Below are 22,526 nucleotides of genomic sequence, written 5' to 3'. Positions count from 1 at the left end.
TTCATTTAATACTATGCTAAAAACGAGTATTAATCATAATTCTTGCTAATAAAGATATAAGATCTAAAAGCAGGAAGTCAAAGAGGCCACTGAAAAAGGTACGGTTTTGACCTTTTTCAGTGGCCTTTAAGCAAACCTTGCCTTTTGTTATTTTAGTACGGTGTATCATCTCGCCTCTCTTGACGGTTTTCATTTTGTCTTTCCCTTTGTTGTTGCTTTTTCTCCCTTTCCTTCTCCAATTCTTGCTCTTTTCGAAGTTCTTCTCGAAGTTGCATTTTCATTAATTCATTTGCATTATCCCGAGGTTTCACTTGGCTATAAACCCCACTAGCTGTTAAGCCAATAATAAGTGCCATCAGTACTTGTTCTCCCCACTCCCTTGGAATAAACCAAAGTATACCAGCTATTCCAATCGCTAATAGAGCACGATATTGCTTTTCAATACCAAAGGCATTTCCTATCACCGTTACAAGCGCCGCTACTACTGCTGAAACAGTAGCGACATCCAACATAGAAACTTGCTGCAAATAGAACGCCTCCTTCATTTCTCTTTACCTAGATTGTATGCATGAAGAAGAAATTTAGGAACAATAAAGCAATTTGATTAGTTGGTGGCCAGTAACCCAAAAAAACATCCTACGAAAACACATTTTCTATTAAATATATCACAAATGGAAAATTCAATTAATAGTATAGACTATTAGACTTATTATGTTATACTAATTTACAAGATTTTGTATTTAATGCTAACAATCAAAAAATTAAAGAAAGGGTTTTGCGACAATGAATACAATCAACCTTCATTCCGAATTAATTAACTTAGTGAACTCAGACATGGTTCACCTTAATCTTCCTATCTCCTCATTAATTGAAAAGTCGTTAATGTGCGGTGAGGGGAAGCTCACATCTACAGGTGCACTTAGTGTTGAAACTGGCGCTTACACTGGTCGTTCCCCTAAAGACAAATTCATTGTCAACGAACCAAGTGTAAAAGAAAGCATTGAATGGGGAACGGTCAATCAGCCGATTGATAAAGATACGTTTACCTCCCTATATTTTAAAGTGATTGACCACTTAAAAAACAAAAGTGAAATTTTTGTATCCGATGGCTATGCTGGCGCTGACAACAGATATCAAATTCCATTAAAAGTCATTAACGAATTTGCATGGCACCAGGTTTTTGCACGTCAATTATTTATTCGTCCTACCAAAGATCAAAAGGAACCTTCACAGAAAGAGTTCACAATTATATCAGCTCCGTCTTTTAAAGCCGATCCTATAAATGACGGAACAAACTCAGAAGCATTTGTCATCATTTCTTTTGAAGAACGTATTATTTTAATTGGCGGAACGGAATATGCAGGCGAAATGAAGAAATCCATCTTCTCCGTTATGAATTTCATACTCCCCGAGCAAGATGTACTCTCGATGCATTGCTCTGCAAATGCAGGAAGAGAGGGTGACGTCGCCCTGTTCTTCGGTCTTTCAGGAACAGGCAAGACAACGTTATCAGCTGATCCTCTTCGTTCATTAATTGGAGATGATGAGCATGGTTGGTCAAGTAATGGCGTATTTAATATCGAGGGGGGTTGTTACGCTAAATGTGTAAACCTTTCAAAAGAAAAAGAGCCACAAATCTGGAATGCTATTCGATTTGGAACAGTTCTTGAAAATGTAGCTATTGACGTTGAAACAGGCAATGCAAATTACGATGATACATCGTTAACCGAAAATACCCGAGCGGCATATCCGATTGATGCAATCCCTAATGCTTTAGTTCCAAGTGTTGCAGGACATCCAAAAACAATCATTTTCCTAACAGCAGATGCTTTTGGTGTTTTGCCGCCAATTAGTAAGTTAACAAAGGAACAGGCAATGTATCATTTCTTATCTGGATACACTAGTAAACTTGCTGGAACAGAACGTGGTGTAACTTCTCCAGAAGCTACTTTTTCCACTTGCTTTGGGGCACCTTTTCTTCCATTGCCAGCGGTTCGTTATGCTGAAATGTTAGGAGAAAAGATTGACCTGCATGATGTTAATGTCTATCTTGTTAATACTGGCTGGTCCGGTGGAGAATACGGAATCGGAAAACGGATGAATCTAAAATATACTCGCGCAATGGTTCAGGCTGCCTTATCTGGTGAATTACGTTCTGCAGAGACAATTACAGATTCTATTTTTGGACTACACATTCCTATTCATTGTCCTGGAGTCCCTGACTCGGTTCTCAAACCTCGTGATACATGGACAGATAAAGAAGCCTACGATCAAAAGGCAAAAGAATTAGCCGCTAATTTCAAGAAAAACTTTCAAAAGTTCAATTCTATTAGCAGCAGAATTAAGAAAGCTGGTCCTAAATAGGATAAGAAACAGGGTCTCAAATTTGTCTTGAGACCCTGTTTTCTAAATTTCCTACTATAATCCCCCTATTCATTGGGACTTGTTTCTGTAAGAAGATAATCAATTAACGCTTCTTGCTCTTCTTCAGTAAAACCTGCCGTTCTATCTACCCAATACTCATGACCAATCCCTTCCACATGTACATCCACGTAAACGTTCTCCCAGCATGACAGCTTATACAACCAGCTCTTAAGAACACCTCTCTCCCTGTTGCTCTTGTCTTTTCACTTACCTTACGCATTTACGTAGGTGGTGCTAGCGTATTCTGATATGCAGAAAGAGCATTATTTTCTTTCCCTACTTCTGTACCAATAGTGCTAACAATGGTTGCATTAGGCGTAATCATTGAAAGTTTAGGATACGTTGGAGACTTTACTGCTTCATTACTCGTATTTACCTTTTGCGTTTTAGTCAGATTCATACTCTAAATGCAAAGACTCATAACAGTGTGTACGAGCTAAACTAACTATAAGAATACGGTGAAAGAACTTACCCTCTCTTATACGTCTTAAGCTGAAAAACGTTTTACATTGCGCTTCACCACTTCAAAATAGCTTCTTATAAGACGTGCAAATATTTCATCCCATGATTGCGTCAAGGCGAATTGCCGTGCATTGTTTGCAAAAAGATACCGCTTCTCGTTATCATCTAATAACATTGCAGTGTATTCTGAAAAACATTTAACATCTCTAGCCTTACATAAAAATCCACTTTCGCCATGGTTAATTAAATGCTGTACTCCACCTGCATTGGCTCCAACAACTGGTAAGCCAGAAGCCATCGCTTCTAACACAACATTTCCAAAAGTCTCGGTAGATGAAGGAAATAAAAAAAGATCACTAGAGGCATAAATCTTCGCGAGCTCTTCTCCTTCTAAAAAACCCGTGAACGTTATTTGGTCATTGTTATGTTCTGTTAATAATTTAAGTTGTGGCCCATCTCCAACAATTAAAAAATGGGTATCCTGTCTTAGGTACAGAGGAAGAGTTTCGTACGTATTTAAGGCAATATCGATTTCTTTTTCAGGTGCAATTCGACCTACATACAAAATAATCTTTCTTTGTTTAATTTGATATTTTCGTCTGATTTCATCGGTTTTCTTGTTCGGGGTATAATAGGTAGGATCAATTCCTCTTCCCCATATTTCCAACTCATCATGAAATGAAATATTAGTAAGCTTTTCTTTCGTACTTTCTGAGGGAACATACACTTTTTCAAAAGAACGGTGAAACCAAAACATATATTTCCAAAGCCATTTTTGAAGAAATGGTACATGATAATATTTTAAGTAATCATCGAAATGAGTGTGATACGAGGCAACCATAGGAATATGATGTTTTTTTCCATAATAGAGCCCATGTAGTCCTAAATTTAGTGGGGTAGCGATATGAATAAGGGATGGTTTAAAATCCTCTAAGGATTGTTTCATTTGAATGGGATTAGGAAGAGCTATTCGACACTCTGGATAGAAAAGGAACGGAAGACTGGCAAACCGTTGAATATGAGGAACTTCAGGAACCATTGTTTTGCTTTCAGGTGCAAACACCTTAAATTCAATCTTGCTCCTTTCTAAGTAGCTCGCTAACCTTTGTAATGTTCTTGCAACACCATTGATTTCAGGTGTATACGTATCAGTGAAAATCGCAATGCGTATGTCCATGCTCTCTCCCCCTGCAGTAAAAGTTTCGTTACTTCCACTTTACTCCATAGGGAAGAATTATTTTACAAAGATACTGTAAATTTCTTATGAATTTCCAAGCATAAAAACTCAACATTTTTCAAACAATCACTTAAAAAAATGCTATTATAATAAAATGTGTAACTAGATCTTTTCTAATGGAGTTGTTCATATGAATCGAATAGTCGACTGGCTATCCACAAACGATGATAAAGTGTTTTTAGTCGTGAATAAACAGTGGCGGTGCAAACCTCTCGACCTTATTTTACCGAAAATCACTCATCTTGGCGGTGCAACTTTTACATTATCAATACTACTTACAATGATTTTCATTTTTTCCAACGATGTGCGTTATTGGGCCATTGATGGATTAATTTCATTAACGATAAGCTTCGTTGTTGTTCAAATCATTAAAAAAGCATTTGGCCGAAAGCGTCCATACTTAAAATTACCAGATGTAAACACAGTCGCGAATCCACTCAAAGATTTTTCATTCCCATCAGGTCATACAACAGCTGCCTTTTCTATTGCAGTTGTTTTCGCTCTTCACTCTCCTATCCTTGCCTTTACTGTCGTGCCTTTAGCAATGATTGTAGCTATTTCACGAATGTATATAGGCCTGCATTATCCAACAGACTGTCTTATTGGTGCTTTCCTTGGGACAATTAGTTCTATACTTGCTGTTTATTTTATCTATGTGTAAGAAAGACGACAGGTCCGTCTTTCTACTTTCTTCTTAAGACGTATAGGACAGGATATGACCGTAAAGCTCCTCTGTTCTTTCCTCAGTAACTAAATGTCCTGTTTTTTCAAAAGTGATTAAATCTGCATTGGGTAAGTCTTTGACTAACCGTTTCCCAACAGACAATGGAACGACTTGATCTTCTTCTCCCCAAATTAATAAAGTAGGGATGTTGATTTCACTTAGTTGCTTACTCGACAAATCTCCCTCACGATACCGTAAAAGTCTTAGTAAAGAAATGTAAAAACCTTTCTCACTTAAAGGCCTTGCAAACTCTTGCATCATTTCTTCATTTATGAGTGTTCGGTTATAAAAGACATTCTCTAAACTTTTCTTTACGTCTTTCCTGCGAATGTAATATTCTACAAAAAATCGAAAAAAGGGAATATATGAACAATAAATTAACGGCTTTTTAGCTCGTTTTAAATAACCAGAACTACATATTAAAATTAGCTTTGATATTTCGGAAGGGACTTTCTTTGCTGTGTACAAAGCAATTTGACCTCCCATTGAATGACCAACAATCGTAACACCTTCAAGATTGAAGTACTTAATGCATTCGGCGACTACTATCGCATAGTTTTCAAAAGAATAGATAAACGTTTTCGATTTTTCACTTCGCCCAAACCCAGGTAAGTCTATGGCAACAATTGAGAAATTCTCTTTTAAAAGCGGAATAAGACGATGAAAAGTATAGGTTGATGAAGCAAAGCCATGAATGAGAAGAATTGGCGGCTTTTCATTTACTAGATACTCACAATAAACTTCGACACCCGCAATGGAAATCGTTTCCCTTTTCACTTTGTCCATTGTCTGCAGCAACTCCAATAGTGTTTTAAAGGTATTATTTGTAAATATTGTTTTAATCATTCTTAGATTTTAGTTAATCTCTTAAGCTTTTCATCCACATTGCCGCCTCAGATAGAATCTGCCGTTGACTCGATGCTGGAAAATGATGAGGAAAAGTAGGATAATACCATGTCTCTATGTCCACACCCGAAGAATGACAAGCATATTCAAGACGATACGCATGTTCGATTGACACATGCTCGTCTTTTTCGCCATGAATCACTAACACGTTTCCTCTAATGTTTTTTATTTCTGAAAGTGGTGTCCTCCGCTCATATCTTTCTGGAAATTTATTCGGTGTACCACCAATGACCCGTTTCATCATTTTTCGTAAATCAATTCTTTCCTCATATGTGAGTACCATATCAGAAACACCATTCCAACATACAACAGATGTCGTCTCTGGTCGTTCGATCGCAGTTAGCAACGCCATTACTCCACCTCTAGAAAAACCAAGTATATGCAGGGAGCGAGAGTCAACATGGGACATGCTTTTCATTAAGTCGAAAGCCGCAAATGCATCTTCTCGATCTTCTCCACAAAAATCCTCTTGGCCTTCCCCTCCTTTATTTCCACGATAAAACGGCGCAATTACTACCATTCCTTCTGCCGCCCACTGAATGACTCGTTGAATTCGAACCATCCCCACTGTTTTTATCCCTCCGCGTAAGTATAATAACCCTGGGAATTGCTCACCCCAAGTTGGTATGGCTAAATAGCCCTTTACTTTCAATCCGGAACTAAGATAAGTGATTACATATAGTTTGATTTTAGTGTTCGGAGACGGAATACGTACCTTTTCAATTACGTTCATATATATTAATTCCTTTCTACTTCAGCAATAGACTCATGAAAAACGTTGAAGTGACAAATCGGTCTCATTGTAAAGAAATGTGACTAAAAAAATAAAATTGGGCAAACACACATTTTCTAATACTCACATAGACTATCACAATTAGTATTTCATTTTAAGGAGATGACTGCCATGAAAGTCATAAAAAAAGTTGCTCTATTGCTCTTATCTCTTGTACTGTTCATTTCAATTTCTGCTTGTTCTTTCGGGGGAAACAAAGATACAATCCGTGTTTCAGAGGTGACTAGATCCATCTTTTATGCCCCACTGTATGCAGCAATATCACAAGGCTTTTTCGAAGATGAGGGGATTAATCTTGAACTGACGACAACTTGGGGCGGAGACAACACGATGACTTCACTATTATCAGGTGGAGCCGATATCGCTCTAGTCGGGGCTGAAACATCTATTTACGTATACGCTCAAGGCGCAACTGACCCAGCGATAAATTTCGCTCAATTAACACAGGCTGATGGCACGTTCCTTGTATCACGAGACAAACTAGATTCTTTTGATTGGGATGACCTAAAAGGGAGCACTTTCCTTGGTCAAAGAACCGGTGGCATGCCACAAATGGTTGGGGAGCATGTGTTAAGGAAACACGGCATTGATCCCCGAAATGACCTGAACCTTATTCAACACATTGACTTTGGGAACATTCCAAGTGCGTTTGCCTCTGGAACTGGTGATTTCGTTCAATTGTTTGAGCCTCAAGCAACCTTATTCGAAAATGAAGGAATCGGTCACATCGTCGCATCATTTGGAACTGAATCAGGAAGCGTTCCCTACACCGTTTTCATGGCGAAACAAAGCTACATGGTATCTGAAGTTGATAAGCTCGAAGCATTCACCCGCGCACTTTACAAAGCACAACAGTGGGTAGATGAACAACCAGTAGAAGTGGTTGCCGAAGCGATTGTAGACTTTTTTGAAGATACAGATGTTGAGCTTGTCGCACAAGTCATAGATCGCTATCGCTCACAAGGATCCTATGCTACTTCCCCACTCGTCCAACCACAAGCTTGGGACAATTTACAGCTAATTATGGATGAAGCGGGTGAGCTTCCACAACAAGTTGACTACACCGAATTAGTGGATACAACGATCGCAGAACGTGTAACAAATTAGGGGGCTGATCTAGGTGGCGACTTTGCAATTGCAAGATGTTTCCTTAGGTTATTTAACGAAGCGCGAGGCAACGTTAGCACTTGAATCAATATCCTTTTCAGTAGAGGATGGCGAGTTTCTTTCCATCCTCGGCCCAAGCGGCTGCGGAAAAACGACTTTGCTTTCCATTATCGCAGGACTTCTTAACCCAACAACTGGTCAAGTCACTCTAGGAAATCAACCTATTAATGCTAATAGCAATATTGGTTACATGCTACAACAAGACTATCTCTTTCCTTGGCGTACGATTGAAGACAATATTACATTAGGGTTAAAAATAAAAGGAGTCTATTCTGATTCAACCAAGACGGCCGCATTGAATTGGTTAACTCAGCTCGGCCTTGCCGATAAAAAGGATTTGTTTCCTAATCAACTGTCTGGTGGAATGAGGCAGCGAGTAGCTCTCGTTCGGATGCTCGCAACAAATCCAGCTATGATGCTCTTAGATGAACCTTTTTCTGCACTTGATTATCAAACGAAACTAAAGTTAGAGGATTTAGTTTTTCAAACATTAAAAAAAGAGAAAAAAACGGCCATTTTAGTGACACATGATATTGCCGAAGCCATTGCTATGTCAGACCGAGTTATCTTGCTATCACCAAGACCCGGACGCATTCATCGTATCTTCAACATTCCAAATGACATAGCCGGAACCTTGCCATTTGAAGCAAGGCAGCATAAAGATTTTAACAATCAATTTCAATCGATATGGAAGGAGATGGAGAGCCTTGCATCAACATCTTGATTCCTTACACAAAAAATACCTCACCTCCCTGAAAAAGGAAAATAGGCAAGTGCTCGTAGTCCAACTCAGTATCCTTATCTCATTTTTTGTTTTTTGGGAAGTTGCAGCCAGGCAACGTTGGATTGACCCTTTACTGTTTAGTATGCCATCACGAATTTGGAACTTACTTGTATCAAGAGTCAGTGATGGCTCGTTGTTTACTCATGCTTCTGTGACGTTGTTTGAAACATTATTTGGTTTTATGCTTGGCACAGGGATTGGTACATTACTCGCCGCCATCTTATGGTGGTCTAGATTCATATCAAAAGTGCTCGACCCTTATTTAGTCGTCTTAAACTCTATGCCCAAAGTCGCATTAGGTCCGATTTTAATAGTAGGGCTCGGCCCTGGCTTCACGTCGATCATTGCAATGGGAGCACTCGTTTCCGTCGTCATTACAACGATGGTCGTCTTTACAGCCTTTCGTGAAGTCGATTCGAATTATTTAAAGGTAATGAATACATTTGGCGCATCAAAAAAACAAACGTTTCGATACGTTATTTTCCCAGCTTCCCTTCCCACCATTATCTCAACATTAAAAGTAAACGTAGGCCTAGCCTGGGTCGGAGTCATCGTTGGAGAATTTCTAGTATCTAAAAAAGGGCTCGGTTATTTAATTATTTACGGCTTCCAAGTATTCAACTTTACACTCGTCCTCATGAGCCTACTTGTCATCGCCATCCTCGCAACCATTATGTACAAAATCGTCGAAGCCCTCGAACAAAAATTACTGAAACAATATTAGAGGATATGCAAAAGGTGGGTTTCCTTTTGCATATCCTCTAAGCAATGCGCGGAGCCGACGTTAATCTCTTAAGCCTTTTGAGCGCTCTTCTCAAAAGGCGCACGGCGCGCGGAGCCATTGCCAATCTGCTTCTCTCTACCTCCGACAAAAAGGCGGTTTTCCTTTTTGCATATCCTCTAAATTAATTGTAGTTTGTTTATTTGCTTCATTGTATACGTAAGAACTTGATCCTTCATAATAAAGCTAAACTCTGATTCTGAAGAAAGCTCTGCAGGTAACGCTTCTATTAATACAGGACCATTCGTTTCGTAGTAATGACTTTGCTTTGCGACGTTTGAAATTGTAGCAAAAAATATCGTTTTATACATAATACTTTGCCTACATTTAACCTCATATTGACCAATAAAATGCAAAGCTTCTACCTCTGCTCCCGTCTCTTCTAGAACTTCTCTTTTTGCTGCTTCAACAAGAGTTTCCCCTTTCTCTACTTTCCCCCCAGGAAACTCAAGGCCCCTCGTCCGATGCCTCGTTAATAACCAACTATCATTGTATCGACAGACTACCCATATATGCTTAGCATTCTTCACAAAACCTGGCTCCTCAAACGTAAGTCTGACTTGACAATCATTTTGATCCTGAAATTGATACATACACTCGCCTCATTTTGTAATTCTTACCTTAAGTATACAGATGAAAAAAGAGAAGGGAAACTATGAAAAAGACAAAAACGAATTTTTTTTGATAAATGAAATGCACTAATTCCGTAACTTTTTAAGGCAGCAGAAAAAAGAAAAGTGAACTTTTTCTGCTGCCTTTTTATCCCCATGTCGGTTTGACAGGATCTTCTGGTTTTATCATCAACAAAACAATAAGCACTGTTACAACACATAAGGCTGTGTTAGATAAAAACATCAAGGAATGGGATGTTTTCATCAGTACAGCGAAAACCGGCGGTCCAAGAGCCACACCAACAAAACGCATGCTACTATACAGGGATGAAATGGTCCCTCTTTGTTTCATCTCAATCCCTTCTGTTACTAACGCATCAAGACATGGTAGGGCAATTCCGATTCCTACACCACTTGCAAAAAGACAAGTTAATAATAAATAAATGTCTTTTGAGAAAGAGACCGTAAAAATAGCAAGAGTCAAAATCACGAGACCAGCAACAGTATACCATTTCATTTTTTGTTTATCTTGCCCAATAACTTTTCCCGTTGCAAACGAAGAGAAACATAACGCAGCTAATGGAATGGCTAATATGATCCCTTTTTTAATTCCATCTATTTGAAACTCATCTTCAAGCATTGTTGATAAATAAAAAAGAACACCAAAAATAACAAACATCAATATGCCCCCAATGGCAAATACAGCGTAGAGCCATCGTCCTTCACGCTTAAAAATGACTTTTGTTGTTTTTACAAAAGCCTTAAACCCGACAGCTTTTCCACTCATTGGAGGTACTTTCACTAAAAATAACATGGATAATATCGAAATAAAGCATAATACAGGAATGGAAAGAAGAGGCATGTACCAAACAATAAGCGCTAATGCAGCACCTAATATCGGACTTAACACTTTTCCTAATGTATTGGCTGTCTCAATCATTCCTAAGCCTTTACTAACGTCTTTTTGATTTGTATACATATCACCAACTAATGGCAACACAATTGGCATTGCTCCAGCTGCTCCAATGCCTTGCAAGAAACGACCAAAAATCAACATACCGTATGGATTTTCCATTTGCCATCCTGCAAACCCTGAAATAAATCCACCGATCCCTGCAATAATTAGACTAGGAATGATGACCTTTTTCCTTCCAATGTGGTCTGATATATACCCTGCAATTGGGATACAAAGGATTGCCACAATGGAGTAGACCGTGATGAGCATACTTACTTGAAATGAACTAATTCCAAGTTCTTTCTCGATTTGAGGTAACACAGGAATCAGCATCGAATTCCCTAATGTCATAACAAGTGGTATAGACGAAATCGAGAAAATAGCCCATTTATCTTTTTCTTGCATCGTAAGGCTCCCCCGTTCCTAACTCAAAATAAATTACCTTGTTAGTATTAGGAAGAGTGCATGTTCTATACACGTTAAACTTTACATAAGCAAGGAAGAAAAAGACTATATTTAAATCAAAAATAATGTAACAATACAAAAAAACACCCATTTAAGAATAGATGCTTTTCATTATTGTAAGTTATAGTCTCCACTTTTTTTAATGGAACGATAAATGGTATTTAAAGCACTTTGAGGATGCGCAGCTAAATTCTCCATCTTGTTATGGAATTCTGCTAATAATTGTTCTTCTGAGTAACCTTCGTTAACTAGATCTTTTAAAACATCTTCAATAATTACGTCTCTTTTTAACGCAAGTTTTGCCTCAAATAATACACTAATGTTATCAGATAATTCGGTAATCGTTTGAACATTTGTAATCATGGCAGCTGGGTGATTGTCCTTACTTGTAATGATCACATCTACAAGAATATGACCTTTTTTTTCTTTTACTCCTTTAAAGTAATCAAAATATTCCTTGCTAATCACGGCTTCAATATACCAAGTTTGCTTTTTGTTTTCCATATTCACAATTAGTCCATCTTGAATTGGAATTAATTTTTGATCAACACATTCACCGTTACCTTCAAGCAAGCTAAGCGAATAAAGTTTAAATGTTTTCAAAATCATTTCCCTCCTTTTTACAAATATTAAATCATAAATCCGTCAAATTCCAAAATAAAGGGGACTTTCTTCTCAAAGAGCACCGAATAAGGCTTCTTCCCTATTCAGTGCCCTGTAACAAGCCCCCTAGACGTTTATTTATGAACTTTTCATCCTTTGAAAGCACAGCTCATATTGTCTTTCTTGAATCCACTTAATGAGTTCCACCTCTTCACTAGTAAGGTCTCTCCTTAGCTTACATTTACAATCGTCGATAAGTTCTTGGTAAAGATTTTCTTGTAACATATAGTAAATGTCTCCTTTGTCGATTTTTCTCAACTGCTCGAGGGTCTCACTCTGACAATTTATGCGTTCAAATCGCGAAATATGTTAGCTTTCCCCTACTTTCAACAGAAAATGCTACAAACCTCACTGCTTCACATAAAAATTTTCGACTTTTTGCTTACGATTATTCTTTTTTTTCGCCCGTTGATTTCTTCACGCAACAATTCAATAAAATCTTCTTCTAACTCCAAACGAATCGCACGTTCATACGCTTCTAATAACACTCGATATTCTAACCTATCCATTCCCTTTCACCGCACTTATAAAAAATTATTTAAAAACCGCGCTTATCATAGGCTTTTTTCATTTGATCTAGACCTTGTTTTAACGTTTCTCTTGGACAAGCTAAATTAATTCGTTCAAAATCTTTTCCTTCATCACCAAAGATTGGACCATGATTTAAAGCTACATTCGCTTCTTCAACGAGCCATTTTTTCCGCTCTGAAGCTGATAATGGTAGGTTCGAGCATTCTAACCACAGTAAGTATGTACCTTCTGAATCCATTACTCGTAATTTAGGCATATTTAAAGAGATATACTTTCGGACATAATCATAGTTATCTTGCACATAGTCCATTAACTGTTCTAGCCACTCTTCCCCATGTGTATAAGCCGCTTCAGTTGCCACTTCTGCAAATGAATTAACAGAATTAGCAAATGAGTTAGCTAAATGGTTAGCTAATTTGCGACGCAATTGTTCATTCTCAACTACCACATATGAGGTTTGAATCCCGGCTAAATTAAACGTTTTACTTGGCGCTAAACAAGTGAATGTTCGCTCTGAGGCATCTTTACTAATCGATGCAAATGGAATATGTTTTTGCTCTTTAAACAATAAGTCAGCATGGATTTCATCTGATACAACAAGTAAATTATGCTTTTCACATATCGCAGCGAGCTTTTCTAAATCATCACGCTTCCAAACGCGCCCAACTGGATTATGAGGATGACAGAGAACAAGCATTTTGGTGTTATCTGTAATTACGGACTCTAATTGATTGAAATCGATATCATAGTGATCTCCGTCAAATGAGAGTGGATTTTTGATTAACTCACGATTATTTTTTTTCACAACATCATAAAACGGGTAGTAAACGGGGGTTTGGATAATAACACCTTCACCAGGTTCAGTGAATGCTTGAATAATGTAACTAATCGTTGGCACAATGCCAGATGTATATATAAGTGAGTCTGTTTCAACCGACCAACTATATCTTCTTTTTAACCAACCTTGAACGGCTTGATCGACCGTTTTTGAATGAGCAGGATATCCAAAAATACCATGTTCAACTGTAGCATGTAAGGCATCTAATACTTCTTTTGGTGCTCGAAAATCCATATCTGCTACCCACATCGGCAAAAGATCTTCCTCACCAAAACGTTGCTTGGTCATATCCCACTTCATTGAGTTCGTACCACGACGTTCAATTATTTCATCGAATTGCTTACTCATAACTTATAATTCCTCCCTATTAAAACACATACCTCCATTAAATATTTTTTTTGCCTTTAGGTCAATATTTACTATTCAACGAAGAACAATCAATTCCTTTTTAAATTTATATTTTTTCAAATTTTTATTTAATATTCTTGTAGTTCAAAATGATAAAAAAGAGTGGTTATTTTGGAAAGTACATTCAGTGAGAAAGTCTAATTCCAAACAGACATTCACCCTCTCTTATGATAAGATGAAAAAAGCAAAAAAGTACGTATTTACTAAAGGATAGGTGTTTGGAATGAGTGTGTTAACCGTTAAAAACTTAAGCCATGGGTTTGGGGATCGTGCGATTTTTCATGACGTGTCCTTCCGTTTACTTAAGGGAGAGCACATTGGTTTAATTGGTGCCAATGGTGAAGGGAAATCGACATTTATGAATATCATTACAGGTAAGTTAATGCCTGATGCAGGAAAAGTAGAATGGTCTAAAAAGGTTCGTGTCGGCTATTTAGACCAGCATTCTGTTTTAGAACGCGGGATGACCATGCGTGATGTGTTAAAAAGCGCGTTTCAATATATGTTTGACATGGAAGCTGAAATGAATGAAATGTATGACAAAATGGGAGAAGCTAATCCTGAACAACTCGAGAAGATGCTTGAAGAAGTTGGTATTATTCAAGATACATTAACAAACAATGACTTCTATACGATTGATGCGAAGGTTGAAGAAATTGCTAGAGGGCTTGGTCTTGATGATGTTGGATTAGACCGTGATGTCACAGACCTTAGTGGTGGTCAACGAACAAAGGTATTGCTTGCGAAGCTTTTACTCGAGAAACCTGATATCCTGCTATTGGACGAACCTACGAACTATTTAGATGAACAGCATATTGAATGGTTAAAGCGCTACTTACAAGAGTACGAAAATGCGTTTATCTTGATTTCACATGACATTCCATTTTTAAACAGCGTGATCAACTTGATTTATCATATGGAAAACCAAGAGCTTAATCGTTATGTAGGGGATTACGAGCATTTTAAAGAAGTACATGAAATGAAGAAACAGCAGCTTGAGGCAGCTTACAAGAGACAACAGCAAGAAGTTGCTCAATTAAAAGACTTTGTTGCTAGGAACAAAGCGCGTGTGTCGACACGTAATATGGCAATGTCTCGTCAAAAGAAACTAGATAAGATGGATATGATTGAACTTGCTCAAGAAAAGCCAAAGCCGCATTTTAACTTCAAAGAAGCAAGAACGACAAGCAAACTGATCTTTGAAACGAAGGATCTTGTTATTGGCTATGCTGAGCCACTTTCACGCCCTCTCAACCTTCGAATGGAGCGTGGACAAAAGGTCGCTCTCGTTGGAGCGAATGGGATAGGAAAAACGACATTGCTTAAGAGCATCCTAGGCTTAATTAAACCTGTAGATGGCACCGTTGAACGTGGAGATTATCAAGAAATTGGCTATTTTGAACAGGAAGCAAAAGACCCTGATAAAACATGTATTGACGAAGTATGGCAAGATTTCCCTTCATTCACACAAGCTGAAGTGCGCGCAGCCCTCGCTAAGTGCGGATTAACGACAAAGCATATTGAAAGTAAGGTTGTCGTTTTAAGTGGTGGAGAAAAAGCCAAGGTCCGTCTTTGTAAATTAATCAATCGTGAAACAAACATCCTTGTTCTCGATGAGCCGACAAATCACTTAGACGTTGACGCAAAAGAAGAGTTAAAACGCGCGCTGATAGGATACAAAGGAAGTATTTTGCTTATTAGTCACGAACCAGAGTTTTATCAAGATGTTGCTACAGACGTCTGGAACTGCGAATCGTGGACAACAAAATTAGTATAGTATAAGGGTCAGACCCCTCTTTAGTGTAGTAAAGAGGGGTCTGACCCTTATTTACCTCGAAGGTGACTTGGATAATATTATTAGCCGTATTCAAAAACGTGGCCGTGAGATGGAACAAAAGACTCCACTTTCCTATTGGGAAGAAATGCATAGACGTTACGAAGAATGGATTAATAACTTCACTTCTTGCCCGGTATTGCGCCTAAATATTAAAGAATATGATTTGTTAAAGGATAAACAAGCCATTGAATTGATTATAGAGCGAATTTCCAATACGATTAATTCAAAAGTGACGATTTAATTAAAGAGAAGAGGATAACCGAGCTGTTAAGCTACCCGGTCATCCTCTTCTTCGTCTTCTTTTTTTTCTAAAAAATAATAAATACGCGGTAAATGTGGAAAGCGTAAATATTCTTGGAGTAATGACCCTCCAACAAATGCGATCATTTGCCAATCAACTCCTTTTAACATAAGCACATCCCCCCATATCGAAAGTTATGCCAATAAGAAGTTGTCTTATGATCTCTACATGCTTTTTCTTGTTTTCGTTAGTTTATAAAAGTATTCTCCAGCCTTAATTAGTCCCCGCTGATGATCTAAGTCGTCTATGCTATCTTCTGCATTATAATCTATATCGTCATATGGGAGTTCAATGACAGCTTGTGCCTCGGTCAGCCTCCCTTTTTTAAACAAACGGATAACCTCAATCAAATCATCTCGTGTAAGGATCCTAACTTTTGTCGCTGCAGCAAGCTTCCTGCAAGGATCGGATACATCATTCGCTGATGTTATAACAATAGCTTGATCGGCATCATAATAGGCTTTAGCTGCATAAATTTCCTGGATAGCTTCTAAACCAATCTTTTCAGTAATCCGCTTAGCTTGGATAACGGTTTGGACCTCTAATCGATCCCGAAAAAGCAAGTCCGCTCCAAAGTCCCGACTTTTCTTCGTTAAAAACGTCTCATCATACCCAAGAGCTACAAATAAGACATATAAATAATCCTCAAATTCGTGACCAGACATTCGGTCAATATCCGTAATCGAAATCTTGCTTACATCAAAGCGTTTCTTTTTTCGAATATGTAATATAACCGCTACTATTGTAACGATGAGTAATAAGAGAACACTAATCCCCGCTACAGCGAGCCATGTTGGTACACTTTCATTCATACTCGTCCCAACTCCCTTCGTTCTTTATCTTAAGTGGTGAAAACCAAAAATGCAAACACTTGTTTGTTAATAGGTCAGACCCCTAATCCAAAAGGACGGCATTTAAAAAGTTATTTTTAGCAGAGTCGAGGAAAAAAGTTGTAGGTTTTTTCAGTCTTCTTCTCGATGTTGGTTGTTGTTTGTTTTCATAAAATGAGAGTAATCAAAGAAACGAAGGGAGTTAAACAAATGTTTGATCAAAAACAAGTATGATAACAGGAGTCACACGTGGCCTAGGCTATGCTCTTGCTCAACACTTTGCCAAGCGAGGAGCTAATTTAGCAATATGTGCTGCTAGAGGGGAAACCGAAATTAAAACGGTTCAACACGAATTGGAGAAATACGGGGTTGAGGTCGTTGCACTTTCTACAGATGTTTCTAATCCTAGTAATGTTGAACGTTTTGTCTCAGTAACAGAAAATTATTTCTGTCGTCAACTATGACATATTAATCCAATCATTGGATAGACTAATGATGAAAAACGTCTAAAGGATGTGAAAAGCATGAAAACTCCTAAACGTAAAAAGCAAAATTCCCTTTTGCCTATCTATCTTTTTTTAACTACATATATTCTCGTTCATTTATATAATTACAGTTTTACGATATTTGGATTTGTACTTGCTGCGATCCTTTCCACGTTAGGAATCACACATCTCTTAAAAACATCGAAATGGATTTCACGTCATCTATCTTCTGAGTTATTAAATATTGATGAGATACCTGATCGGGAATTTCAACAACTATTAGTCCCACTTTTTCAAAAACAAGGCTATTCAGTAAGTAGAACGAAAGTGAACCGCAAAACACAACCAGATCTAATTCTTCGGAAAAAAGGACTAAAAGCAATCGTCGTTGCTAAACGTCAAACGAATCAAGTAAGTGCAAATTTTGTCCAAGATAGTCTTGCTTTAAAACCAAATTACCAAGCAAGACGAGTGATCATCGTAACAAATAGTCACTTTACTAAATCAGCAAAACGTATTGCACGTGCAAATAAAATAACTCTTATCGATCGTGATTCACTAGATGCTATGCTTGATGCATACTTAGAACAAAAAAAGTCACACCGTTTTATCCAACGTGTCCGTACGCTGCTTATAAAAGATGAAGTAAATAGAGAAACACAGGAATAACCTTCGATATAAGAAAATCGCTAGAAAAAAATTCTAGCGATTTCTTTTACTCGTCTAATATTTTACTCATATCCACCCACAGGGCATTACCAAGTTTTCCTAAGCTGCAACAACGCCTAGTCTTAACTCTGAATCGATCAGAGTTAAGACTAGGCGTTGTCTATAACCAATTAACTAACTATATCAGCAATCGCTGTTAAATATTGTCGTGTCACGTTTACATCTGAGTGCCCGGATAGTTGTGCAACAATAGAAAGATCGACACCTTTACGAACTAAGTCATAACAAAACGTATGGCGAAGCTTATGAGGATAGACACCATACTCTTCTTTTAACATGTGCTGCACTGTACGAGCTGCAATTCGTTTCTGATAATTTGAAACAAAAAGAGCTTCATGCTCATCATTTCTAGACGTAAGGTAATCGTGGAGCTTATGAACGAGCTCTTTTGATAAAGGAATGATTCGTTCATTTTCTTGTTCTATATTTTTTACAACCATTTGACCCGTTTGGCTCTTATGATTTAATTTAATGTCGGCTCGATTCAACATACACAGTTCAGAAACTCGTACCCCTGTATAAAGCAAGGCAAAAACAATCGCTGTATTGCGCTTGCTTGAATCAGCTTTCGCTTTCTTAAGAAGGACATTAACTTCTTCTTCCGTTAGAAAATCTGGAGCAACGTAATCAATTTTTGTTTTTGACCTTTTGATATTTTCAGTCATTTCTGGACGGTTTTGTGACTTGGCAAAAGTATTTATTGTATTAAAAATTTTATTAATTGTTGAAACACTTCGTTTTTCTGTTTCCAAAAAGTCAATATACGATTGTACATCTTGCTGTGTAAGTTCATGTAGTTCCTTTTCTTGGGCCTCTAACCAGCTAGAAAATGTATGGATCACACCACAATACGTTTTAATTGTATTTTCTGACCTTCCTTTTTGAGAGAGATAGACAGCAAAAGAATCTATGACGTCTTTTGTGGTTCCAGCGCATTTCTTATCCAAAATGAATTCCCCCTAACTACCATAACTATAAAAGGGATTTCAAAGTTTGTCAAGTTCTGCGCAAGCAATTGGTTTAAATTGTTATTTTTTATTAATTTTTTCATTTAAAATAACACATAAATGCACTTCCCTTTTTCCTATGCTATAGTTAAAAGGAGTACTTTCTAAGGAGGAATATGTCGTGACTAATAAGTTAACAGCCTATATTGGAACATATACAAAGGGAGATAGCAAAGGGATTTACCGTTTATCTATGGACGACTCATCAGGTACGATAGATGATGTTCAAGTTGCTGCAGAACTAGAAAATCCAACATTCCTTGCAGTTACTAGTGATCAAAAGTATTTATATTCGGTTACGAAGGTGGAAAATGAAGGTGGTGTTGGAGCCTATTCGATCGAACCAGATGGACAATTATCTTTATTAAATTATGATGTAGCTGATGGGAGCCCACCATGTCACGTTAGCTTAAATCATCATAACGATTTCCTCTTCTCAGCCAATTACCATCAAGGTACAGGAATTGCTTATAAGTTAACCGATAACGGTGAAATTGCAGCAGTTACATCAACAGTTACACATGCTGGAAATGGGCCACACGAAAGACAAGAAAAGCCTCATGCTCACTATGCTGGATTAACTCCTGACGAAAATTATCTTTGTGTTGTAGATTTAGGGATTGATGAGATGGTTGTTTACTCTTTCGATAATGGTACATTAACGAAACATAGTGAACAAACTTTTAAACCAGGTACAGGTCCAAGACATATTCAATTTCATCCAAGTGGAAAATTTGCATACGTAAATGGTGAACTTAGTTCAGAAGTAATTGCTTTAAGCTATGACTCTGAAACTGGCTCATTTAATGAACTTCAATACATATCTTCTCTTCCAGCTGGTTTTGGAGAAGAAAGCATCGGGGGAGCTATAAAGCTATCTGCTGATGGAAAGTTTTTGTATGCATCGAATCGTGGTCATGACAGCATTGCAGTCTTCCAAATCGATGCAGACACAGGTTATCTTACGTTAGTTGACCATACATCAACGGAAGGATCTTTTCCAAGAGATTTCACAATAGATCCTACTGGAAAGTTCCTTTTAGCCGCGAATCAAGACACAAGCAATATCGTTCAATATACAATTGATCAATCAACAGGAAAGTTAAGTCCGACAGGTGTTACTGTTTCCGTACCTAACCCTGTATGTGTTGTTTTTACAAGCTAACTCTAATAATATTGCTATATTCAAAAAGGGTGTCTCAAAAGGTTTGTTTTTGAGACACCCCCTTTTATGTTATTAGCTAGTTAATCACAGCTAGTTTGCATGTTTCTTTGTTCAATTGGTTATTATTCCGTCACGCATATAACAATTTTAATTAGTAAGCTCCCTGACTATCGCTATAATTTGACTGAACTGTAAGTGAGTATCATTTTCACTTATATGAAAAAACATTAAATTTGGATATTCTTATAAAAAGGAAGGTGCTTTTCACTAGTTACCTAACCATTCATATATTCACGCTCTTTAGAGACGCCTTTTGAACCGAGGTTGGGTGATAATATAAGTTTCTTTTTAATCAATGCCTGGTGAATTCTCCCTACCAATGTTATTCCAAATGCGCTAGAAGCTGCTAATAGAAGTGAAAAGAGAGTTTCTTTGGCACCTATTAGGAAAAAGCTTAAAGGAAAAACAGAACTATCGATTAAAAAGACTGCTAAACCAAAAGAAAATCCGTATTTTAAGTTAATCATTTTTCCCAACATGGAACCGCCACCTAAACTTGAATTGGCTATTCCCATCAGACCTAATCCAATTCCCATCCATAACCCGCCAACTAGAGCACCGATTACAATATTCTCAACACCGAAGCGTATCATTGGCTCTTGAAGAATTCCAATAAGGATAGATGCAGAGACCATGCTGACAATCGACTTATAAAATAGGTCACGATACCAAATAAAGGCTGCTAAGAATAAAGGGAAATTAAACAAAAACATTCCTAATCCGATATTTAAATCGAATAAGTAATAACTCATGGTTGCCATTCCCGTAATCCCCCCCGCCATAATGGTGTTGGGAACAGCAAAGATTATGGTTGCGAGGGAGAAGTTAACAATGCCTATAGAAATAAGAATAAAGCGTTTTATAGTAAATCCTCCCTCCTTTAAAAAACTGAATATTAATACTATAATACATTTTCTATTAGTTTGCATCTGAGGAATTTTTGCTTTCTAAAGTAGTTCACTTGCTGTCGGTTCTCTTTGAGTGTCTCCGAGTGTTATATCAAGTGATATGATCTGTTTTTTTCTCTACTATAACAATTACTTCTGTCAAGTTGGAGCCTGCTTGACTTATGGAGTTGTTCTTAGAAGCAACTCCATAACATTGTATTTTGAAGAGAAACCGCTCGTCTCACAGGAGGCACTGAGTTTTTTCAGAAAAGTATAATCATGTTGTAACCATAGGCTACTAGGAGATGATGTACATTATTAAATTAGCATTTATAAAAAATGCTGCTACTTCGAGCTCATTACTAACATACAGTTAATATATATCACTCCTATTTCCATGCGAGCGTGCCCTGCCTGGCTACGTCCTGGCTCGCTATTTCTCTTCTACGGGGATGATTGGACATGTAGTTGTTCTTCGAAATGTCTCATGCCGTGTTACGAAGAGAAAGGGTTCGGACTTACTTCTTTTCTTCTACAAGGAAGGCACGATACTTTTCATAGAAGTACTCTGTGAAGTTTACGAAAAAAAGAAGTTCGTCTCACAGGGGGACATGAAGTAGCTCAAGGCGTTTATTCATGTATTAACCATTGGCTCATTCAAGGAAGATGTTGCTCCTTCAGGCGCTCTACTTACATGCAGCTTAGATCCTCGCTCCTATTTCTATACGGAGCGTGCCCTGCCTGGCAACGTCCTGGCTCACCCTTTCTCTTCTACGGGGATGATTGGGCATGCAGTTGTTCTTCGAAGTGTCTCATGCCGTGTTACGAAGAGAAAGGGTTCGGACTTACTTCTTTTCTTCTACAAGGAAGGCACGATACTTTTCATAGAAGTACTCTGTGAAGTTTACGAAAAAAAGAAGTTCGTCTCACAGGGGGACACGATGTTTTTTCAGAGAAGTGATTCATGTAGTAACCCTCGGCTCATTCAAAGAAGATGTTGCTCCTTCAGGCACTCTACTTACATGCAGCTTAGATCTCATCGCTCCTATTTCTATACGGAGCGTGCCCTGCCTGGCAACGTCCTGGCTCACCAATTCTCTTCTACGGGGTCGGATTAGGCATGGTGTTATTTCTTCGACGTTTCTCACGTTGTTTTACGAAGAGAAACGGCTCGTCTCACAGGGGGGCATGATGTTTTTCAAGATGTCTTTTCACGATGTAACCATCGGCTTATTCAAAGAAGATGTTGCTCCTTCAGGCGCTCTACCATTATGCAGCGTATGTCCGTCTCTCCTATTTCTATAAGGTGCGTTCCCGCCTGGCAACGTCCTGGCTCACCCTTTCTCTTCTACGGGGATGATTATTCATGGAGTTATTCTTAGAAGTAATTCACGTTGTATTACGAAGAGAAAGGGTTCGTCTCACAGGGGGACATGGAGTATTTCGAGAAGCTTACTCATGTTGTAACCATCGGCC

The 22,526-nt window shown here is 38.0% G+C and carries 24 protein-coding genes and 1 pseudogene; 10 read left to right on the top strand and 15 right to left on the bottom strand.

The features are described 5' to 3' along the window. Positions 1 to 152 precede the first annotated feature (152 nt). Complete coding sequence (locus AC1FXP_RS08450; RefSeq protein WP_480060309.1) at positions 153 to 527, bottom strand: hypothetical protein; 375 nt, start codon at positions 525 to 527, stop codon at positions 153 to 155. Positions 528 to 783: 256 nt separating this feature from the next. On the opposite strand from AC1FXP_RS08450, the gene pckA reads away from it, so the two are divergent. Then, positions 784 to 2,364, top strand: coding sequence for a phosphoenolpyruvate carboxykinase (ATP) (gene pckA / locus AC1FXP_RS08445; RefSeq protein WP_480060307.1), 1,581 nt, complete (start codon positions 784 to 786; stop codon positions 2,362 to 2,364). 65 nt (positions 2,365 to 2,429) lie between these two features. Here pckA and AC1FXP_RS08440 read toward each other — a convergent pair whose 3' ends face one another. The 3 genes from AC1FXP_RS08440 to AC1FXP_RS08430 form a co-directional block, all read right to left on the bottom strand. Further along, complete coding sequence (locus tag AC1FXP_RS08440; protein ID WP_480060305.1) at positions 2,430 to 2,552, bottom strand: hypothetical protein; 123 nt, start codon at positions 2,550 to 2,552, stop codon at positions 2,430 to 2,432. Positions 2,553 to 2,644: 92 nt separating this feature from the next. Then, positions 2,645 to 2,824: a hypothetical protein gene (locus AC1FXP_RS08435; RefSeq protein ID WP_480060303.1), complete on the bottom strand. Its 180-nt coding sequence runs from the start codon at positions 2,822 to 2,824 to the stop codon at positions 2,645 to 2,647. A gap of 87 nt (positions 2,825 to 2,911) precedes the next feature. Next, positions 2,912 to 4,063 (bottom strand): glycosyltransferase family 4 protein, encoded by a 1,152-nt coding sequence (locus AC1FXP_RS08430; RefSeq protein WP_480060301.1) that lies wholly within the window; start codon positions 4,061 to 4,063, stop codon positions 2,912 to 2,914. 190 nt (positions 4,064 to 4,253) lie between these two features. Here AC1FXP_RS08430 and AC1FXP_RS08425 point away from each other — a divergent pair, with 190 nt between their 5' ends. Then, positions 4,254 to 4,784, top strand: a complete 531-nt coding sequence (locus AC1FXP_RS08425; protein ID WP_480060299.1) for a phosphatase PAP2 family protein — start codon at positions 4,254 to 4,256, stop codon at positions 4,782 to 4,784. Positions 4,785 to 4,817: 33 nt separating this feature from the next. Here the strand turns inward: AC1FXP_RS08425 and AC1FXP_RS08420 are convergent, their stop codons facing one another. Together AC1FXP_RS08420 and AC1FXP_RS08415 are read right to left on the bottom strand one after the other, a co-directional pair. Beyond that, positions 4,818 to 5,633 (bottom strand): alpha/beta fold hydrolase, encoded by an 816-nt coding sequence (locus AC1FXP_RS08420; RefSeq protein WP_480060297.1) that lies wholly within the window; start codon positions 5,631 to 5,633, stop codon positions 4,818 to 4,820. 73 nt (positions 5,634 to 5,706) lie between these two features. Beyond that, positions 5,707 to 6,486 (bottom strand): alpha/beta hydrolase family protein, encoded by a 780-nt coding sequence (locus AC1FXP_RS08415; protein ID WP_480060295.1) that lies wholly within the window; start codon positions 6,484 to 6,486, stop codon positions 5,707 to 5,709. Between the two features lie 171 nt (positions 6,487 to 6,657). On the opposite strand from AC1FXP_RS08415, the gene AC1FXP_RS08410 reads away from it, so the two are divergent. From AC1FXP_RS08410 to AC1FXP_RS08400, 3 genes are read left to right on the top strand one after another with little or no spacing between them, the layout of a single operon-like run. Beyond that, on the top strand, positions 6,658 to 7,653 hold the full coding sequence (locus AC1FXP_RS08410) for an ABC transporter substrate-binding protein (protein WP_480060293.1): 996 nt from the start codon (positions 6,658 to 6,660) through the stop codon (positions 7,651 to 7,653). Between the two features lie 13 nt (positions 7,654 to 7,666). Beyond that, entirely contained in the window at positions 7,667 to 8,437 is a 771-nt protein-coding gene (locus AC1FXP_RS08405; protein WP_480060291.1) for an ABC transporter ATP-binding protein, read from the top strand. Then, positions 8,421 to 9,221, top strand: a complete 801-nt coding sequence (locus AC1FXP_RS08400; protein ID WP_480060289.1) for an ABC transporter permease — start codon at positions 8,421 to 8,423, stop codon at positions 9,219 to 9,221. Before AC1FXP_RS08405 ends, AC1FXP_RS08400 begins: the two co-directional genes overlap by 17 nt. A gap of 176 nt (positions 9,222 to 9,397) precedes the next feature. Here AC1FXP_RS08400 and ytkD read toward each other — a convergent pair whose 3' ends face one another. The 5 genes from ytkD to AC1FXP_RS08375 all read right to left on the bottom strand — a co-directional run bounded on the left by ytkD (position 9,398) and on the right by AC1FXP_RS08375 (position 13,689). Further along, positions 9,398 to 9,871, bottom strand: a complete 474-nt coding sequence (gene ytkD / locus AC1FXP_RS08395; RefSeq protein ID WP_480060287.1) for an RNA deprotection pyrophosphohydrolase — start codon at positions 9,869 to 9,871, stop codon at positions 9,398 to 9,400. Between the two features lie 166 nt (positions 9,872 to 10,037). Further along, positions 10,038 to 11,249, bottom strand: a complete 1,212-nt coding sequence (gene bcbE / locus AC1FXP_RS08390; protein WP_480060285.1) for a bacillibactin exporter BcbE — start codon at positions 11,247 to 11,249, stop codon at positions 10,038 to 10,040. A gap of 171 nt (positions 11,250 to 11,420) precedes the next feature. After that, positions 11,421 to 11,918, bottom strand: coding sequence for a YwpF-like family protein (locus AC1FXP_RS08385; protein WP_480060283.1), 498 nt, complete (start codon positions 11,916 to 11,918; stop codon positions 11,421 to 11,423). 410 nt (positions 11,919 to 12,328) lie between these two features. After that, complete coding sequence (sda, locus tag AC1FXP_RS08380) at positions 12,329 to 12,481, bottom strand: sporulation histidine kinase inhibitor Sda (protein WP_480060281.1); 153 nt, start codon at positions 12,479 to 12,481, stop codon at positions 12,329 to 12,331. A 29-nt stretch (positions 12,482 to 12,510) separates the two neighbouring features. Next, positions 12,511 to 13,689 (bottom strand): MalY/PatB family protein, encoded by a 1,179-nt coding sequence (locus AC1FXP_RS08375; protein ID WP_480060279.1) that lies wholly within the window; start codon positions 13,687 to 13,689, stop codon positions 12,511 to 12,513. A gap of 283 nt (positions 13,690 to 13,972) precedes the next feature. On the opposite strand from AC1FXP_RS08375, the gene AC1FXP_RS08370 reads away from it, so the two are divergent. Both AC1FXP_RS08370 and AC1FXP_RS08365 read left to right on the top strand, forming a co-directional pair. Then, positions 13,973 to 15,526, top strand: coding sequence for an ABC-F family ATP-binding cassette domain-containing protein (locus tag AC1FXP_RS08370; RefSeq protein WP_480060277.1), 1,554 nt, complete (start codon positions 13,973 to 13,975; stop codon positions 15,524 to 15,526). A gap of 46 nt (positions 15,527 to 15,572) precedes the next feature. Then, a pseudogene (locus tag AC1FXP_RS08365) lies at positions 15,573 to 15,827 on the top strand (deoxynucleoside kinase); the annotation flags it as partial. Positions 15,828 to 15,853: 26 nt separating this feature from the next. Here AC1FXP_RS08365 and AC1FXP_RS08360 read toward each other — a convergent pair. Together AC1FXP_RS08360 and AC1FXP_RS08355 are read right to left on the bottom strand one after the other, a co-directional pair. After that, entirely contained in the window at positions 15,854 to 15,997 is a 144-nt protein-coding gene (locus tag AC1FXP_RS08360) for a hypothetical protein (RefSeq protein WP_480060275.1), read from the bottom strand. 54 nt (positions 15,998 to 16,051) lie between these two features. After that, entirely contained in the window at positions 16,052 to 16,699 is a 648-nt protein-coding gene (locus tag AC1FXP_RS08355) for a restriction endonuclease (RefSeq protein WP_480060273.1), read from the bottom strand. Positions 16,700 to 16,947: 248 nt separating this feature from the next. Here AC1FXP_RS08355 and AC1FXP_RS08350 point away from each other — a divergent pair, with 248 nt between their 5' ends. Together AC1FXP_RS08350 and AC1FXP_RS08345 are read left to right on the top strand one after the other, a co-directional pair. Further along, on the top strand, positions 16,948 to 17,181 hold the full coding sequence (locus AC1FXP_RS08350; RefSeq protein ID WP_480060271.1) for an SDR family NAD(P)-dependent oxidoreductase: 234 nt from the start codon (positions 16,948 to 16,950) through the stop codon (positions 17,179 to 17,181). Between the two features lie 60 nt (positions 17,182 to 17,241). Next, a complete protein-coding gene (locus AC1FXP_RS08345; protein ID WP_480060269.1) occupies positions 17,242 to 17,871 on the top strand; it encodes a restriction endonuclease in 630 nt (209 codons plus the stop codon). A 170-nt stretch (positions 17,872 to 18,041) separates the two neighbouring features. On the opposite strand, the gene AC1FXP_RS08340 is transcribed toward AC1FXP_RS08345, so the two are convergent. Next, complete coding sequence (locus tag AC1FXP_RS08340; RefSeq protein ID WP_480060267.1) at positions 18,042 to 18,878, bottom strand: tyrosine-type recombinase/integrase; 837 nt, start codon at positions 18,876 to 18,878, stop codon at positions 18,042 to 18,044. Positions 18,879 to 19,059: 181 nt separating this feature from the next. Between AC1FXP_RS08340 and AC1FXP_RS08335 the strand changes: the two genes are divergently transcribed. Continuing rightward, positions 19,060 to 20,103, top strand: coding sequence for a lactonase family protein (locus AC1FXP_RS08335; RefSeq protein ID WP_480060265.1), 1,044 nt, complete (start codon positions 19,060 to 19,062; stop codon positions 20,101 to 20,103). 275 nt (positions 20,104 to 20,378) lie between these two features. Here AC1FXP_RS08335 and AC1FXP_RS08330 read toward each other — a convergent pair whose 3' ends face one another. Then, positions 20,379 to 21,092, bottom strand: a complete 714-nt coding sequence (locus AC1FXP_RS08330) for a YitT family protein (protein WP_480060263.1) — start codon at positions 21,090 to 21,092, stop codon at positions 20,379 to 20,381. Positions 21,093 to 22,526 lie beyond the last annotated feature (1,434 nt).

Source organism: Halalkalibacter sp. HAAS-P013 (assembly GCF_056619925.1).
This window is presented reverse-complemented; position numbering and strand designations above follow the sequence as displayed.

What these genes read in the sequence shown, in the direction of transcription:
- pckA (WP_480060307.1), top strand. Translation starts at nt 784, where the DNA reads ATGAATACAATCAACCTTCATTCCGAATTAATTAACTTAGTGAACTCA.
- AC1FXP_RS08435 (WP_480060303.1), bottom strand. Translation starts at nt 2,824, where the DNA reads ATGAATCTGACTAAAACGCAAAAGGTAAATACGAGTAATGAAGCAGTA.
- AC1FXP_RS08430 (WP_480060301.1), bottom strand. Translation starts at nt 4,063, where the DNA reads ATGGACATACGCATTGCGATTTTCACTGATACGTATACACCTGAAATC.
- AC1FXP_RS08425 (WP_480060299.1), top strand. Translation starts at nt 4,254, where the DNA reads ATGAATCGAATAGTCGACTGGCTATCCACAAACGATGATAAAGTGTTT.
- AC1FXP_RS08420 (WP_480060297.1), bottom strand. Translation starts at nt 5,633, where the DNA reads ATGGACAAAGTGAAAAGGGAAACGATTTCCATTGCGGGTGTCGAAGTT.
- AC1FXP_RS08415 (WP_480060295.1), bottom strand. Translation starts at nt 6,486, where the DNA reads ATGAACGTAATTGAAAAGGTACGTATTCCGTCTCCGAACACTAAAATC.
- AC1FXP_RS08410 (WP_480060293.1), top strand. Translation starts at nt 6,658, where the DNA reads ATGAAAGTCATAAAAAAAGTTGCTCTATTGCTCTTATCTCTTGTACTG.
- ytkD (WP_480060287.1), bottom strand. Translation starts at nt 9,871, where the DNA reads ATGTATCAATTTCAGGATCAAAATGATTGTCAAGTCAGACTTACGTTT.
- bcbE (WP_480060285.1), bottom strand. Translation starts at nt 11,249, where the DNA reads ATGCAAGAAAAAGATAAATGGGCTATTTTCTCGATTTCGTCTATACCA.
- AC1FXP_RS08385 (WP_480060283.1), bottom strand. Translation starts at nt 11,918, where the DNA reads ATGATTTTGAAAACATTTAAACTTTATTCGCTTAGCTTGCTTGAAGGT.
- sda (WP_480060281.1), bottom strand. Translation starts at nt 12,481, where the DNA reads ATGGATAGGTTAGAATATCGAGTGTTATTAGAAGCGTATGAACGTGCG.
- AC1FXP_RS08375 (WP_480060279.1), bottom strand. Translation starts at nt 13,689, where the DNA reads ATGAGTAAGCAATTCGATGAAATAATTGAACGTCGTGGTACGAACTCA.
- AC1FXP_RS08370 (WP_480060277.1), top strand. Translation starts at nt 13,973, where the DNA reads ATGAGTGTGTTAACCGTTAAAAACTTAAGCCATGGGTTTGGGGATCGT.
- AC1FXP_RS08360 (WP_480060275.1), bottom strand. Translation starts at nt 15,997, where the DNA reads ATGTTAAAAGGAGTTGATTGGCAAATGATCGCATTTGTTGGAGGGTCA.
- AC1FXP_RS08355 (WP_480060273.1), bottom strand. Translation starts at nt 16,699, where the DNA reads ATGAATGAAAGTGTACCAACATGGCTCGCTGTAGCGGGGATTAGTGTT.
- AC1FXP_RS08350 (WP_480060271.1), top strand. Translation starts at nt 16,948, where the DNA reads ATGATAACAGGAGTCACACGTGGCCTAGGCTATGCTCTTGCTCAACAC.
- AC1FXP_RS08345 (WP_480060269.1), top strand. Translation starts at nt 17,242, where the DNA reads ATGAAAACTCCTAAACGTAAAAAGCAAAATTCCCTTTTGCCTATCTAT.
- AC1FXP_RS08330 (WP_480060263.1), bottom strand. Translation starts at nt 21,092, where the DNA reads ATGCAAACTAATAGAAAATGTATTATAGTATTAATATTCAGTTTTTTA.